Annotated in this window: 14 protein-coding genes and 1 tRNA gene; 7 read left to right on the forward strand and 8 right to left on the reverse strand. The window is 61.2% G+C overall.

What is annotated here, in order from left to right:
- Positions 1–14: 14 nt before the first annotated feature.
- Positions 15–626: a (d)CMP kinase gene (cmk, locus tag GS429_RS08745; RefSeq protein WP_160064637.1), complete on the forward strand. Its 612-nt coding sequence runs from the start codon at positions 15–17 to the stop codon at positions 624–626.
- Positions 627–726: 100 nt separating this feature from the next.
- On the forward strand, positions 727–945 hold the full coding sequence (locus GS429_RS08750; RefSeq protein ID WP_160064639.1) for a hypothetical protein: 219 nt from the start codon (positions 727–729) through the stop codon (positions 943–945).
- Here GS429_RS08750 and guaB read toward each other — a convergent pair.
- Positions 905–2,407 carry an IMP dehydrogenase gene (guaB, locus tag GS429_RS08755; RefSeq protein ID WP_160064641.1) on the reverse strand — a complete coding sequence of 501 codons (1,503 nt, stop codon included), beginning with the start codon at positions 2,405–2,407 and terminating at the stop codon, positions 905–907. The two genes, GS429_RS08750 and guaB, sit on opposite strands and share 41 nt — an antisense overlap.
- Before the next feature lie 573 nt (positions 2,408–2,980).
- Between guaB and GS429_RS08760 the strand changes: the two genes are divergently transcribed.
- Positions 2,981–3,898, forward strand: coding sequence for a DUF5794 domain-containing protein (locus GS429_RS08760; RefSeq protein WP_160064643.1), 918 nt, complete (start codon positions 2,981–2,983; stop codon positions 3,896–3,898).
- A 59-nt stretch (positions 3,899–3,957) separates the two neighbouring features.
- Positions 3,958–4,132: transfer RNA gene (locus GS429_RS08765), tRNA-Trp, on the forward strand.
- A gap of 141 nt (positions 4,133–4,273) precedes the next feature.
- On the opposite strand, the gene GS429_RS08770 is transcribed toward GS429_RS08765, so the two are convergent.
- From GS429_RS08770 to GS429_RS08785, 4 genes are all read right to left on the reverse strand, one after another.
- Positions 4,274–4,471: a hypothetical protein gene (locus GS429_RS08770; protein WP_160064645.1), complete on the reverse strand. Its 198-nt coding sequence runs from the start codon at positions 4,469–4,471 to the stop codon at positions 4,274–4,276.
- 117 nt (positions 4,472–4,588) lie between these two features.
- On the reverse strand, positions 4,589–5,575 hold the full coding sequence (locus tag GS429_RS08775; RefSeq protein WP_160064647.1) for an AIR synthase family protein: 987 nt from the start codon (positions 5,573–5,575) through the stop codon (positions 4,589–4,591).
- 131 nt (positions 5,576–5,706) lie between these two features.
- Positions 5,707–6,711 carry a TIGR04024 family LLM class F420-dependent oxidoreductase gene (locus tag GS429_RS08780; protein WP_160064649.1) on the reverse strand — a complete coding sequence of 335 codons (1,005 nt, stop codon included), beginning with the start codon at positions 6,709–6,711 and terminating at the stop codon, positions 5,707–5,709.
- A gap of 135 nt (positions 6,712–6,846) precedes the next feature.
- Positions 6,847–7,623: an SDR family NAD(P)-dependent oxidoreductase gene (locus GS429_RS08785; protein WP_160064651.1), complete on the reverse strand. Its 777-nt coding sequence runs from the start codon at positions 7,621–7,623 to the stop codon at positions 6,847–6,849.
- A gap of 195 nt (positions 7,624–7,818) precedes the next feature.
- Between GS429_RS08785 and GS429_RS08790 the strand changes: the two genes are divergently transcribed.
- The 3 genes from GS429_RS08790 (at position 7,819) to GS429_RS08800 (ending at position 10,637) form a co-directional block, all read left to right on the forward strand.
- Complete coding sequence (locus tag GS429_RS08790; protein ID WP_160064653.1) at positions 7,819–9,042, forward strand: lactate 2-monooxygenase; 1,224 nt, start codon at positions 7,819–7,821, stop codon at positions 9,040–9,042.
- Between the two features lie 71 nt (positions 9,043–9,113).
- The gene (locus tag GS429_RS08795) at positions 9,114–9,830 is read left to right on the forward strand and encodes an HAD family hydrolase (RefSeq protein WP_328821310.1); all 717 of its coding nucleotides are present in this window, start codon (positions 9,114–9,116) and stop codon (positions 9,828–9,830) included.
- Positions 9,831–10,010: 180 nt separating this feature from the next.
- Complete coding sequence (locus tag GS429_RS08800; protein WP_160064655.1) at positions 10,011–10,637, forward strand: TetR/AcrR family transcriptional regulator; 627 nt, start codon at positions 10,011–10,013, stop codon at positions 10,635–10,637.
- Between the two features lie 336 nt (positions 10,638–10,973).
- On the opposite strand, the gene GS429_RS08805 is transcribed toward GS429_RS08800, so the two are convergent.
- The 3 genes from GS429_RS08805 to GS429_RS08815 all read right to left on the reverse strand — a co-directional run bounded on the left by GS429_RS08805 (position 10,974) and on the right by GS429_RS08815 (position 13,619).
- Positions 10,974–11,969 (reverse strand): mechanosensitive ion channel family protein, encoded by a 996-nt coding sequence (locus GS429_RS08805; RefSeq protein ID WP_235920777.1) that lies wholly within the window; start codon positions 11,967–11,969, stop codon positions 10,974–10,976.
- Between the two features lie 593 nt (positions 11,970–12,562).
- Positions 12,563–12,844 (reverse strand): hypothetical protein, encoded by a 282-nt coding sequence (locus GS429_RS08810; RefSeq protein WP_160064657.1) that lies wholly within the window; start codon positions 12,842–12,844, stop codon positions 12,563–12,565.
- A gap of 355 nt (positions 12,845–13,199) precedes the next feature.
- Positions 13,200–13,619 (reverse strand): DUF8059 family membrane protein, encoded by a 420-nt coding sequence (locus tag GS429_RS08815; protein ID WP_235920778.1) that lies wholly within the window; start codon positions 13,617–13,619, stop codon positions 13,200–13,202.
- Positions 13,620–14,523 lie beyond the last annotated feature (904 nt).

The following is a 14,523-nucleotide window of genomic DNA, read 5'->3' on the forward strand; positions in this document are numbered from 1 at the left end:
AAGAGTTCTCAGGCATGTCCACGGAAGAGACGCCGACAGTCGATATCGACACGACACTCTTCATCACCGTCTCCGGACCACCCGGTTGTGGCGCGACGACGCTCTGTGAGCGTCTCTCCAGAGCGATGGGCTGTCCGTACGTCTCCGGCGGCGACATCTTCCGTGAAATCGCGGACGATCGAGACATGAGTCTCAACCAGCTAACGGCGAAGGCCGACGAATCCGACGAGATCGACCGCGCGCTCGACCAACGGCTGCAGTCGATCGCAGAGGAGTGGGGCACAGCCAACAAACCGTTCATCCTCGAGTCCCGGCTCGCGGGCTGGCTCGCCGGCAATCGCGCCGATCTCCGGATCTGGCTGGACGCCCCCGAAAACGTCCGGGCCGACCGGATCAGCGACCGTATCGAAACCGAAGCCGAAATGCGCGTCCGGGAGGTCAGCGAAGCTGGCCGGTACAAATCCTACTACGAAATCGACATCGACGAACGCGAGTTCTACGACCTCACCATCAACACCGCCCGCTGGAGCAAACAGGGCGTGTTCGAACTCGTCCGCACCGCACTCGAGGCGTACGAGCCCGAAGTCGACGAAGGCGCGTTCTCGACGTCGGCCGTGGAGCTGTAGCGGTAGTCGTCACCGTTACCGTCGCCGTAGCTGTACTCAAGCCGTCGAAAAAGCGCCGTCGTCGTCGAGGCTTTCGTTATCCGCATTGGCATGTCACGGTATGTCGCAGCATGTCGCGATCGACGGTGAGACCAACGAGAACGCGTTCGAGTCGTTCTCGTGGGATCTTCCCGACGGCTTCAACGCGGCCGTGGATCTGATCGGAAAACACGACGATAGCGTGCCCCGTACCACCCGCTGGGGTAGCCAGCCGTTTGATCGGTCAGTCGCTCGGTCGCTCAGTCGCTGTCCGGCGAGTAGTTCGGCGCTTCGTCGGTGATCACGACGTCGTGGGCGTGGCTCTCGGCCTGGCCCGCCGAGGAGACGCGGACGAACTCACTGCGCTGTTTGAATTCGGGGATCGTTCCAGCGCCGACGTAGCCCATCCCGGACTGCATGCCGCCCGCGAGCTGGTGGAGTTCGGACTTGAGCGTTCCCTTGTACGGCGTCGCAGCTTCGACACCCTCCGGCACGTACTCGTCGTCCTCGTTGGGTTCCTCCTTGAGGTATCGATCGCTGTCACCGGATTTCATCGCCCCGACGCTCCCCATGCCGCGATACTGCTTGTACTTCTTGCCGTTCATCGTGACGACGCGGCCCGGTGCCTCGTCGGTCCCGGCGAAGTACGAGCCGAGCATGACGGCGTCCGCGCCGGCGGCGACCGCCTTGATCGCGTCACCGGAGTAGCGGATGCCGCCGTCGGCGATCACCGGCACGTCGTGTTCGCTCGCCACGTCTGCGACCTGTGCGACGGCGGTGATCTGGGGCATCCCGGAGCCCGAAACGACGCGCGTTGTACAGATCGACCCCGGTCCGATGCCGACCTTGATCCCGTCCGCGAAGTCGACGAGGTCTTCGGCCGCCTCGCGCGTGCCGACGTTCCCTACGACGACGTCGGCCTCGACGGACTCCTTGATCTCTCGAGCGCCGTCGATGACGTTCATGTTGTGGGCGTGGGCGGTGTCGATGAACAGGATATCGGCGTCGGCCTCGTCGGCGGCCTCGGCGCGGTCCTGCTCGAACGGGCTGACGGCGACGCCACAGCGGAGTCGTCCGTCCTCGTCGCGGACGGCCTGCTGGTACTCACGGCGCTGGAGAATGCCCTGCATCGTTACGAGGCCCACGAGGAGGTTCTCGTCGTCGACGACCGGCACGCGCTCGATCTTGTGCTCGTACATCAGATCGAACGCGTCGCGGGCGTCGATGTTGTCGGGCGCCGTGATGACCTCGTCGGTCATTGCTGCCGTGACCGGATCGTCCTCGTTGACCTCGAGGTGGGGGCGGATGTCGGTACTCGAGATGATACCCAGCACTTCGCCGCGCGTGTTGACGACGGGGGCGCCGCCGACGCCTTCGCGGGCCATTAGTTCGTCGACCTCGCGGACGCTCATCTCGGGATCGGCGGTAACGACCGAATCGTGCGGGATGATGAGTTCGTCGGCGCTCTTGACGCGGTCGATCTCCTCGACCATCTCGTCGATGTTCATATTTCGGTGGAGCACACCGAGGCCGCCGTGACGGGCCATCGCGATGGCCATGTCGCTCTCGGTGACGGTGTCCATCGCCGCCGAGAGGATCGGAACCGAAACCTCGACGCTTTTCGAGACATGGGAGGTGAGATCTGCATCGTCGGGTTCGACACGACTCTCCTTCGGTCGAAGGAGGACGTCGTCGAACGTTAGTGCCTCCGGTACCTGTAGTTTCGAAGAATAGGGCTCGTGCTCAGGAATGTCGTTCGCCATGTAAACCGTCCGAACCCGTGAGCAAAAAGCGTTGCGAGATATGTTCGAGTGAGAACGGTTGACGTGACTGCCAACGGCGGATCCGGCCGAATCGGGCTGTGGCAGCGCGGAACGAAAGTGGCCTTTGTTCGGGTTGATCGTGGATAATCCATTGCGCGTAAACGGCCAAACCGCCTCGCGTCTGCTCGATGACACCTGTACTGACTCAACAATAGACCAATCGTCTATTCAACGGCAGTCGTAACTGAGTTCTTCAAATACAGCTCTGTACATTCAGTCGCGTATCTGGTGCCCAGTGGCGAAAATACGCCGAGTTGTGTAATCCCGTCCCACACAACGTTTATTGATGCACCTACCCTCCGTCCCAGTATGTACGCTGTGAGCTTCAGTGAATCCCGAACGGCTGGTCAGACGAGCGTCGCCGCTGACGCTATCATGTTCCAGTTCGGGAAATTTACAACGAAACTCACAGCGCGGGGCCGAAAATGGACGAATTGGTGTCCCTCCGTGCAAGACCGGGACCGTCCACCCTATCACCCATCGGCCTCGGGTCACGGCCATCGACCCTAATCGATGAGTAGTTCACAACACCCGGTTGCACTCAGTCTCGAACGGTTAGGGGGCGGTGACGTTCGATTGCTGGCACTGGTGATGATGCTGCCGCTTATCGACGGCGTCTTTCCCGCACTGATTCTCGCGGGCGCGCTAGACGATCCACTCGGAGCGGTGCAGATCGGATTGCTGATCTTCGGCGGGAGCGCCACCGTCGCAGTGATCCTCGCCGAAATGTCCGGGACGCCCCGCGAGCAGGCGACGATCGTCCTGTTAGTCGGCGTTCCGCTGATACTGCTCGCCGCAATCCAGGCCGCACTCGCACCCGCAATCGGAAGCGTCCTCAACGACGCAACGATCACGCGATTCGCAGCGCTGGTCATCCTCGCCATCGCGGCCAAGACCGCCAGCGCGACGATCGGCGACTACCTTCCCAACCCCGGCGTCATCATCGGACTGGGGCTCGTCGCAAGTTTCGAACCGAACGGTGCGAGGTTTACGTTGATGGACGATCCCGCACTCGTCGCCAACGCGACCCTCGCCGCCGTCATCGGCGTCGGATTCGCGCTGGCAGTCGCCCTCGGCGGCCCATATCTGCGCGAGTATATGGATATCGATCGCTTCCGCTTCGGGAGCGCCGTGGCGCTCGGTTTGCTTCCGCTGTCGATGCTCGGAATGGCCTTCGGCCAGGCACCTCTCGCCGCACTGCTCGTCGCCGGCGTCTTCGCGATCAACTTCCCGCTCGAGCGCGACTCGGACGCGGAATCGACCGACCACGCTGAAACCGCTGCAGTCGGCATGGGTCCGATCGCAGACGGCAGCGGTGGCGAGTCGGACGCTGACAGCACCGAACTCGAGGAGCCCGAGACCGACCACGATCCGGGAACCTACCCCGGCGATGACACCACGGATACCGAAGGCCGGGCCCCGTGGCTGTAGGTCGATTTGCCACTGCGAATCGAAACCACTTTAGGCAGGATCCCCCAACAGAATGACGAGGGGTCGTGGCCAAGCCAGGGATGGCGACTGACTCCAGAGGCTACGGCGCCCGGGACGACACTCCAGCTGATATACTGATCGAGCACCTGATCAGTGCTCGTGTGATGACCCTCTGGAGTTCCGAGGCGCACCGGAGATATCAGTCGATCGGGGGTTCAAATCCCTCCGACCCCATTCCCTCATTCCGTACTACTTCGTGAGCAACAGGGCTGTGCACGGAGATGTGTCCCCGTTACCGGATGCAATCACCGCATCGCGCGACGGAGCGACATCGAAACGATCGGTCGTTACTCCTCGAGATCCGATTTAGAGCAGCTACGCCGACGCGTAGTCGGCTTTCCCCTCGCTCTCGCTCATTCGAACCCAGTACACCCGGGTGTAAGGCAGGTGGACGTAACTCTGATCCTCGAGTTTGATCCGGAGTCCCTGTACCTTTCCGGAATCCGTGATGTTCTCGGCGTCGACCGCTTCCTCGGCAGTCCCGTCCGGCGCTTCGTATGCAACTCTTGCCATGGAAGAGGAACCGCCCCCGTGTCAATAAGACGCATGCAAGCGAATTCGGGCACGCGAACGGGATCCGAAACTCCGCAATTGCGCACCGCCGCAACTGTCTCGAGGGCGACGGAGTCGTCAGCGTTCGCTATCGGCGTGTTCCCAGAGCGGGTAGAGATCGTCCTCGATGGGATCGGTGATCGATTCGTCGCCGATCGCGAGTTCGGGCTCACCCGCACGGACCGTCCCAATCTCGGCGGCCTCGAGGTCCGCGTCCGTGAGCGCGTCCAGACAGTCTTCGACCGCGTCAGCCGGTACGGTTGCGAGCAGCGCCCCGGAGCCGAAGATCCGGAGAGGATCGACGTCGGCCGCCGCGCACAACTGCGCGGTCTCCTCCCGGATCGGGACGGCGTCGCGATCGATTTCGAGACGGACGCCCGAGGCGCGGGCGATCTCGAATAGTCCGGCCGCGACGCCGCCTTCGGTCGGGTCGTGCATGGCGGTCGCGTGGTCCCGGACCGCGCGGGCGTCAGGAGCGACGCTGATCTCTTCGATGAACGTTTCGGCGCGCTCGCAGACGTCCTCATCGACCTCGAGTTCGGCACCGAAATCGGCGGCGAGGATCGCGGTTCCTTCGATTCCGGCGGCCTTCGTGATGAGGACGCGGTCGCCGGGTTCGGCACCGCTGGTCGGAACGAACGCCTCGGCCGTCCCCATCGCCGTCAGCGAGAGTAGCGGCCGCTCGAGTTGATCGACGTACTCCGAGTGGCCGCCGACGATCGATGCGCCGATGTCGCGAGCGGCCGCATCGAGGTCGCTGGTAATTTTCTCTAGAGACGTGTCCCTGTCGGGGAGCATGATGACGACCGTCAGCCAGCGCGGATCCGCGCCGGAGGCGGCGACGTCGTTGCAGGCGACGGGGACGGCCAGCCTGCCGACTCCCTCGGCCGCCAGCGAGATCGGATCGGAGCTGACGACAAACGTCTCGTCGCCGCCGAACGGGGCGATCGCGGCGGCGTCCTCCCCGTTTGCCGGTCCTTGCAAAACTGTCTCGTCGTCGGCAGCCGTTCCCGTCCGGCCGAACACGTGTGCGAGCAACTCGTCCGGACTCACCTTGCCGGGCATGGTACGAACTGGGAGGATCTGCGGTTTGTAGCTGTCGGGGTCGACTCGAGCGGACGACGCACCGGTCGCACCCGGAGCGAGGACTCGCAGAAAAGCTTTGCAGGCCGGCGGGCCGGCCACGCCCCCAAATCTTACGCGTTCTCGGGTGCCACCGCGTCCATCGTCTGTCGAACCTCATCCTCGTCGGCTCCGCGGGGGAAACTCACGGCGATGGCGTCGAGGTCGTCGACGGCCTCGTAGCGCTCGAGTTGCGCGCGCGTTTCGTCGGGCGTTCCGAACGCACAGAGGTCGTCGAGGATGTTCTCGTCGACCAGTTCGAGTGCATGCTCGCGATCGCCGTCCTGCCAGGCGTCGTGAATTTCCGAGGCTTCGTCGTAGCCCTGCCGCTCGAGTGCGTCGCGGTAGAACGTGCCCATGCCGCCGATGTAGAAGCCGATGTGTTGGCGGGTGAGTTCGCGGGCGCGGTCGGCGTCGTCGAGCGCACAGCAGGTGACGCCGGTCGTGACCTGGACGTCGTCGGGGTCTCGATCACCGAGTTCGGCACCGCGTTCGATGTCCTCGAGACGGGCTTCCATCCCGTCGGGGGTGAGCATGATGCCGTGCCAGCCGTCGGCGAACCGGCCGGCGAGTTCGACGGCTTTGGGCCCCATTCCCGTAACTTCGATAGGTGGGCTCGGATCGGGAGCCTCACAGCGAAGGCGGAATCCGTTGAGATCGAACTCGTCGCCGTCGTAGTCGACGGTCTCGCCCGCCAGCACCTGCCGGACGATATCGACGGTTTCGCGGGTTCGTTTGAGCGGGTTTCCGTACTCCATTCCGTGCCAGTTTTCGATGACGACGGGGCCGCTCGGACCGAGGCCGAGTCGGAACCGACCGTCGGAGACCTCCTGCAGCGTCGCCGCCGTCTGTCCTAACAGGGCCGGCGAGCGCGAGTACGTGTTGAGGATACTCGAGCCGACGTCGATCGAGTCGGTTCGTTCGGCCATCGTCGTCAGCACGGTCACGCCGTCCCGGCCCCACGTTTCGGGGAGCCAGGCGCAGTCGTAGCCGCCCTCCTCTGCCCGCTGGGTGTAGTCGACGATCGAGTCGACCGTCGGCTGTGCGGCGACGGGAAGGTGGACATCTCGCTCTGTCATCGTTGTTCATAGAGGAAACGTATCCTTTTGGGTGTATGGGAACCGGCGGCGTGATTACTCGCGTTCACTTCGGTCCTTGAAACGCACGGACCGACACGGTACGGCTTGACGACGGCGGTTCGAAACGATCCGAGCCTACACGTCGTGGTCTTCGCTGATCTGCGGGACGCCCTGTGCGGTGATCGTCTCGCCGACGACGTAGGACGACGCGGGACTCGCGAGGAACTGTGTGACGTCGGCGATTTCCTCGACGGTACCGATCCGGCGGGCGACCTCCTCGCGGTCGATGTTGTCCGCCGAGACGCCCATCTGGCTCTCGACGCCCGGCGTCGCGACGAAGCCTGGGGCGATGCAGTTGACGCGGACATCGTCCTCGGCCCACTCGTAGGATAGCGTCGTCGTGAGGTTGATGACGGCCGCCTTGGACGCTCCGTAGGGGCTCATCAGCGGCGATCCGCGCTGGCCGGCGACGCTCGCGAAGTTGATCACGGAGCCGCCGCCGTCCTTGAGGTGCTCGCTGGCGGCGTGCGTGCAGTGGTAGGTGCCGTGGACGTTGATGTCGACGATGGTCTTCCAGCCGTTCTCCGAAACGTCATCGAAGCCGGCCATGAACGACGCGCCGGCGTTGTTGACCAGGACGTCCAGTCCGCCGAACTCCTCGACGGTCGCCTCGACGAGCGCGTCGACGGCGTCTCGATCCGTCACGTCGCACTCGATCGCCAGCGCTCGGCCGGGACTGTCGCTTTCGTTGATCTCCTCGGCGACGGGGTCGACGTTCTCCTGCTCGCGCGAACAGACGACGACGTCGACACCGTCGGCGGCGAACCGTTCCGCGATGCCGCGACCGATTCCGCTCGAGGAGCCGGTAATGATGGCGGTCTCGCCGTCGACGCTGAACTGTTCGGTACTCATCGGCGATCACCGACGACTGGAAGCTGGCTCGTTACCATTGTTAGATCCAATCGCCAATATGCAGAGATTGTTAATAAAGTTGGGCATAGACACCACAGACCGTAGCGTTAAGTGAGTGCGAATTAGTGACACAGATACGCAGACAGCAGCGGGCTGGGCTTATATCGGGAGTCCGCAGGCCGCTATCGATCAGCTATGACAGACGATACTCCACAGGATACCCCCCAGTACGGACCGGAACGGCAACAGGAGGTCTACCGCAGCGGCATGCTCGAGGGCGAACCGCCCGAGTTTCCCGTCGCCTACGAGGATCTCGTCGAACGCGCTCGCGAGGAACTCAGCGACGAGGCCTTCGCCTACGTCGCAGGCGGTGCGGGCTCGGAATCGACGGTCGAAGCCAACGACCGAGCGTTCGATACGTGGCAGATCGTCCCGCGAATGATGCGAAACGTCTCGAGTCGCGACCTCTCCATCGAACTCTTCGGAACCGAGTACCCCGCGCCAGTCATGCTCGCGCCGATCGGCGTCCAGGGGATTCTCCACAACGACGCCGAGCTCGCCGTCGCCCGCGCGGCGAGCGACCTCGAGATTCCGATGATTCTGAGCTCCGTCTCCTCGCACACCTTCGAGGAGGTCGCGACAGAACTCGGCGACAGTCCCGGCTGGTTCCAGCTGTACTGGAGTGCTGATCGAGACGTTGCGGCCAGCTTCATCGAACGGGCCGAGACCGCGGGCTACGAGGCCATCGTCGTCACGCTGGACACGCCGAAGATGGGCTGGCGCGAGCGCGACATCGAACTGGGCTACCTCCCGTTCCTGCAGGGCCAGGGTCTGAAAAACTACTTCGAGGACCCTGCCTTCTGCGACCGCCTCGAGGGCGACGACCCGTGGGCTGACCCCGAGGCATCGATCGAATCTTGGAGCGAGTGCTTCGGCGACGCGTCGCTCACCTGGGACGATCTCGAGTGGCTGGACGAACAGACGGACCTGCCGATCCTCGTCAAGGGCGTCTTGCATCCGGACGACGCTCGCGAGGCAATCAACCGTGGCGTCGACGGCGTAATCGTCTCGAACCACGGCGGCCGGCAGGTCGACGGCGCGATTCCGGCGCTCGACGCGCTGCCGGACGTGGTCGATGCGGTCGAGGACGCCACCGATAACGCCGGCGACGATGACGTTCCAGTCCTCTTCGACAGCGGCATTCGCCGCGGGAGCGACGTCTTCCGAGCGGTCGCGCTGGGGGCCGACGCGGTGTTACTCGGGCGGCCGTACGCGCTCGGACTCGGCATCGGCGGCGAGGACGGCGTCCGGTCCGTCCTCGAGAACCTGCTCGCCGACGTCGATCTGACGGTTGGCCTCTCGGGCTGTGCGAGTATCGACGAGGTCGATCGATCGAACGTTCGGAGGGCCGACCGGTGAGCGGGGGCGAGGACGGAAGCGATGGCGATGGCGACTCTGGTGCCAGTCGAAATGACGACAAGAAGGCGAATATCGGCGGCGACGACGCCAAACGCACACCGTGGGACGCCGTCTTCTGGGATATCGGCGGCGTCATCCTCGACCTCGAGTCCGTTCAGGGAGCCCACGCCGCGTTCGTCGCGGACCTCGTCGAGGAGCACGATCTCGAGCAGGACGTCGAAGACGCCGTCGACACGTGGCGGACGGCCGTCGGAAACCGCTTTCGCGAACGCGAGGGGACCGAGTTCCAATCGGCCCGCGAGGCGTACGCGACGGGCGTCGAGGTCCTCGTCGGCGAAGACCTGCCCCGCGAGCGGTGGCAACCCACCTTCGACGACCACGTCGAGTCGTCGATCGAACCCGTTCTAGGTGCCGTCGAGACGATCGAGGTACTCGCTCAGCGGGACGTCCACGTTGGCGTCCTCAGCGACGTCGACGACGAGGCGGGAAAACGGATGCTCGAGCGCTTCGGCGTTCGCAAACACTTCGACTCGATCACGACCTCCGAGGAGGTCGGGCGAACCAAACCTGACCCTGCGATGTTCGAAACGGCGCTCGAGAAGGCCGACGCATCGCCCGAGCGATCCCTGATGATCGGCGATCGTTACGACCACGACGTGAAAGGAGCCGCCGACGTGGGCCTCCGGGGCGTCGCCTTCGGCGCCGAAGACGGGCCGGCGGTCTCCTATCGGATCGAGTCGCCCGAAGCGGTGCTCGAGATCGTCGACGACGAACACCCCGAACTGTAAGGTGAAGACTCGGGATTCCGGGCTCTGAACCCCGGGCCACGAACCACAGACCACGGACCACGGACTCCGTACTCCAGCGACTCTTCCAAACCCGTATCGAGCGGTCGTTCCGCTGTCGACTACCGGTATCCAGCCGATACCCAAACCCTTTTTTGATCATTTTGCGACGGAAGAAGTGAGATGGGGGCAAACGGCGACGGGCCAGTCGACACCGAAGAGGCGATCATGCAGGCCACCTACCGGGCACTGTGTACTCACGGCTACGCGAACCTGACGATGCAGGCCATCGCCGACGAGTTCGATAAGACGAAAGGCGTTATCCACTACCACTACGACACCAAAGAGGCCCTCCTCGTCGCGTTTCTCGAGTACCTGCTGGATGCGTTCGAACAGCACATCGCCGTCGAGGGTGACGATCCCGTCGAGCGCCTCGAGACGCTGATCGACACGCTGCTGTTCGGCCCGCCAGAGCGAACCACCTTCGACCACTGGGAGCTGACGACCGCCATGCTCGAGATTCGGTCAGAGGCACCGCACAACGCGGAGTTTCGACGCCAGTGGAGCCGCAACTACGAAACCGTCGTCGCGATGGTCGTCGCCATCGTCGAGGATGGGATCGAAACAGGCGTCTTCCGCGATGTCGACCCCGAACAGGTCGCGATGTTGCTTCTGGTCAGCATCAACGGCGCCCGAATCTATCAGGTGACACTCGAGCGCGACGATGTCGCCGAGGTGACGCGGGCGGGACTCGAGGCGATCATTCACGAGTGGCTGTGTGAGGACGAAGCGGAGACGAGCGCTCGCTGAACGGGGGAGGCCGTAGTCCTTCCTCTGGAGTGGTTGCTTATTCGGGAAGAGCTGTAACTGAACCGATCAGTTCAGCATCGTAGTCACTGGAAATCGGTTTTGGTATCGCAACCACTGGAACTACGCCTGCGTACGTAACGAGGATACTTCCATCAGGCAACCGGAATAGGGGTTCACTCTGATCGGCAGAAAAAGAGGCCGAGTGCCTCGGGGTCGTCCGGAAAGCAAAGATTTCCGTGACTGAGTGAAGTTTCGTTTCGCGAGGTCCGCGAAACCCATGGTTTCGCTTGATGACGAGACGCCGCCGGTCTCTCGAACTACTTGACCCCGACCAGTTCACTCCCACCGAGAGTCCATCTCCGCCGATTTGCCACGATCAGCGGGTTGTTCGCCGTCGCGTGAGTCGAGTTCGATGCTCGCTTGGCCGCTCGTCTCATCGAACACGACGTGTGTATGCGGGTACGCGATTTCGACATCAGCATCTTTGAAGGCTCTCCATGCGGTGCGCTGGACGGCTGAGCGAGCCGCGGCTGGAAGATACGGTTCTTTCACCCAGTACTTGAGCGTAATGCGAACGCCATGGTCGGCGAACTCATCGACGAGGGCTCTGGGTTCGGCGGGAAGCCGTGATCGGCCGACGTGTATCGGTTTCCCGTCACTGATGACCCCTTCGACTGATCGAACGGCGTCTTCGAGGAGTGAACACGCTTCGTCGAGGTCGTCTTCGTATTTCACGTCGACGGAGATCGATGCTCGAATACGCTCGTCGCCCGCCGAGAGGTTGCGGATGTCACGTTCGCGCATGGTCTCATTCGGGATGACCAGAAATGCGTTCTCGAGCGTCGAGACCTTTGTATAGCCGAGCGTGATATCCTCGACGTAGCCGCGTTCATCGCGGTCGACGAGTTCGATCATGTCGCCCACCTCGTACGGTCGGTTGTACACGATGAACAGTCCGCTAATATAGCTCCGACCCACCGGAGCGAGAACTGCCCCTAAAATCAGTGACAGAACCGTAAACGAGAGGAGGACGTTCTGGGGGCGAAAGCCGAGTAATCCGGCAAACGGAACGAACGCATAAAACACGACGGCGACCCGGAACGCGACCAACACGAGGTTCGTCGTCGAAGCTCTGAGCCGATCTTCGAGTCGGGGACGGATTCGGTTAGTGACGAATTTCGAACCGTACCACGCGAGAATGACGACGAGTGTCGCCATCACCCACTGATTAGTAAGGAACGTAAGCAGGTCTGAGGCCGTCACAAGTGCGAGTCCGGTGACGAGGGGGGTGGATGCCATCCCGCCGCTCACGACGAACGAAGTCGGTGACATCAGTCACATTTTCGCCACCAGTCGAAAAAGCATCGCCGTGGCAATCGCCGGCGCTACTTGCGACTCTCTAGACCCATCGCCGTCGGAAACTGGTCCCGGTCAAACTTCGGCTACAGAACGGACCGTTTAGCTCGAACTCCTCGAAACAACCCAGGCCAGTTTGTCGAATCTGTCCGTTATATCTCGCTCGTCGGTTTGCTATAGTAACAACTGGAACTGTGTAGTGAACGGTCGTTACAGCTCAGATGTTCGCGAACGAAGTGAGCGATTCACCGCCAGAACGGGGTGAACCCCCGCGACGGCGGCCTTTTTGATCGAGGTTTTTTCGCCGAGAGGTTCGGCTACCGCGAACCCGAGGTGTAAAAAGTTCGCTCCCTGTACTGACCGTCCACCCCCTTCACAAATCGACTCTCTGCCCGTGCCACATTCGCGCTTTGTATCCTGCACGGATGCGACTGATCTTATCAGAGGTCGATAAAAACAGCTTGCAACATTTAGAGGATAAGTCCAGCACAACGACCCCGTTTGTTTCACGCCGAAGGCAACGAACCAGCCGTTCGGTAGAGCTGCGTCTAACGTACTCGGTTGGTGATTTAGTTCCGAACCAGCACGTAGAGACCAACCACAAGCACACCTGGGAGGAATCTAGCAAACCCGTATGAGTATATCGTGCCGAAAAGCAGCGCGAGAAAGACTGCCAGCCCCCATACCGCAGACCCATTCATCTGTCGAGACCTCGCGTCGTTTGCGACAAGGCCCCCGATAATAGCATACGCAGCGAGAGCAAGTATGGACAGCAATAGAACGCTCAGTCCACCGTCTACAATCTGAAGAGGCATCTCAATCCAGATAAGAAGTGCAAGTATTTCAACCATGTAAGACAACAGAAACCACCTCACATGGTTCTTGACCACGGCCTCTATATTCAGTGGGTCGTTTTTGGCAGAGTTGGAGAAACGAAGTGATGGCGGATAACTACACTACGTTTCCCGGTCGCTGCTCTTCGTGGCTCGGCTCTCGTTCTGTGTCACAGTTGCGCTATCATTCAATACGCCTTATTCAAGCTGTCCGATAACTGGCAGAAATCGTGTGCAATAGCCAGAGCACGGATACAACAAATTGATTTCGCTTCTTCCGATGATACTGCGCTGAATCAGTTGATCAGAAGACCTGTCAAGTAGTGGTCGGAGTGCTTACCAGCCATAATTGGAGGTTTCGACTTCGTGTAGGTTAGTCGTCTGCAGGTGCCGGTTCTGGTCCACTACCACCCAGCGATGTGTCGGTTTGGACGGCGGCCTGCCAGGTCATAATCAACATTGAGACCATCAATAGTCCACCCCAGAGGAAGGCCGTCGGGTGCAGGAACGTGAGTCCGCCACCTACTGCCAGCCAAGGAACGAGGGGCAGTCCCCATTGTCCGAGAATAAACGTCCACGACACGACCTGCTCGAGGGATCCAGTCACACCGAAAGCGGGGATTGCAAATCCAAGGACAATAGCTAATATGGAAAGAACGCCGAGGTGTGCATGCCCACCAATCAACCAAGCAGGAGTTCCTGCCCCAGTAGCATTCAAGTAGTTTTGGTACATTCCGACGCCCATCATCACTGTTAGTCCGAGGAACCCGGACACTTTGAGTGCTTTTGACATACAACAAACCAGTCAGATAGATAGATAATAAAAATTACGCCGGCAGAACGATCCCATTTAATAAAATTAAGCCATTATAGACATTATCTCATGATAAATGGATTATTTATAACAACTGTCGGTCTGTGCCACGTTCGCGGACTGTCTCTTGCATGCCCCGGGTCGATATTACCAACAGATATAGTAGCCCTAGGAGTCAGTGCACACCCGGTCGCACCACGGGAGCGCGGTTCGGAGCCCGAAGGGTGAGAACGGCGGACAGTGCGATCGATGTGCAAACAGTTCCAGTTGTTACGATATTTGGACAGAGTCTACAGAGGTAACAGGCAGAGTGCCCCGGGCCACTGTGCCCGGGGCTGAATGCCGTCACTCAGTGCAACTCTCACTGCGGATCTGTAGTTTTACAATGGGTTATCACAATGATAGACATATGCAAGAGGTAGCGCTCACCCACTCGCTGTCGTTCGGTCTCGACATTACTGAGGGTGAGCCTGCCAACTTGCGTGAGGCGTCGCTTGAAGCCAGACGTATCCGTAACGAAGTCAACCGTCTTGACCGGCACGGCTGGGACTGGGACGACATCGAAGACCCCGTTACTGAACGTGCTAACCACATCAAAAACACCACCCAACAACTCATCGGGAAGGGCTCTCCAAGAGATCGAAACCGACCACGAACACAAAGACGACGATCGCCTTGACTGGGGCAGGCCGCGAACATACATCGATGAGCCGTACCCGGTACGGATGAATCACAATGAAGGGTACGGCCTCACACTCAACGAAAATGGAGAGGTTGAGTTCCGCATTATTACAAACCGGAGCGTGTCATAGAATCCAACTCATAGTTTGAGTTTCTCACGTCCTGGATCGTGTCCTCGCTCGTAGTTGGTGATCGCAATCGC

Origin of the sequence: Natronorubrum halalkaliphilum (genome assembly GCF_009834785.1) — an archaeon.
In the GTDB taxonomy this organism is placed as follows: domain Archaea; phylum Halobacteriota; class Halobacteria; order Halobacteriales; family Natrialbaceae; genus Natronorubrum; species Natronorubrum halalkaliphilum.

What these genes read in the sequence shown, in the direction of transcription:
- cmk (WP_160064637.1), top strand. Translation starts at nt 15, where the DNA reads ATGTCCACGGAAGAGACGCCGACAGTCGATATCGACACGACACTCTTC.
- GS429_RS08750 (WP_160064639.1), top strand. Translation starts at nt 727, where the DNA reads ATGTCGCAGCATGTCGCGATCGACGGTGAGACCAACGAGAACGCGTTC.
- guaB (WP_160064641.1), bottom strand. Translation starts at nt 2,407, where the DNA reads ATGGCGAACGACATTCCTGAGCACGAGCCCTATTCTTCGAAACTACAG.
- GS429_RS08760 (WP_160064643.1), top strand. Translation starts at nt 2,981, where the DNA reads ATGAGTAGTTCACAACACCCGGTTGCACTCAGTCTCGAACGGTTAGGG.
- GS429_RS08770 (WP_160064645.1), bottom strand. Translation starts at nt 4,471, where the DNA reads ATGGCAAGAGTTGCATACGAAGCGCCGGACGGGACTGCCGAGGAAGCG.
- GS429_RS08775 (WP_160064647.1), bottom strand. Translation starts at nt 5,575, where the DNA reads ATGCCCGGCAAGGTGAGTCCGGACGAGTTGCTCGCACACGTGTTCGGC.
- GS429_RS08780 (WP_160064649.1), bottom strand. Translation starts at nt 6,711, where the DNA reads ATGACAGAGCGAGATGTCCACCTTCCCGTCGCCGCACAGCCGACGGTC.
- GS429_RS08785 (WP_160064651.1), bottom strand. Translation starts at nt 7,623, where the DNA reads ATGAGTACCGAACAGTTCAGCGTCGACGGCGAGACCGCCATCATTACC.
- GS429_RS08790 (WP_160064653.1), top strand. Translation starts at nt 7,819, where the DNA reads ATGACAGACGATACTCCACAGGATACCCCCCAGTACGGACCGGAACGG.
- GS429_RS08800 (WP_160064655.1), top strand. Translation starts at nt 10,011, where the DNA reads ATGGGGGCAAACGGCGACGGGCCAGTCGACACCGAAGAGGCGATCATG.
- GS429_RS08805 (WP_235920777.1), bottom strand. Translation starts at nt 11,969, where the DNA reads ATGTCACCGACTTCGTTCGTCGTGAGCGGCGGGATGGCATCCACCCCC.
- GS429_RS08810 (WP_160064657.1), bottom strand. Translation starts at nt 12,844, where the DNA reads ATGGTTGAAATACTTGCACTTCTTATCTGGATTGAGATGCCTCTTCAG.
- GS429_RS08815 (WP_235920778.1), bottom strand. Translation starts at nt 13,619, where the DNA reads ATGTCAAAAGCACTCAAAGTGTCCGGGTTCCTCGGACTAACAGTGATG.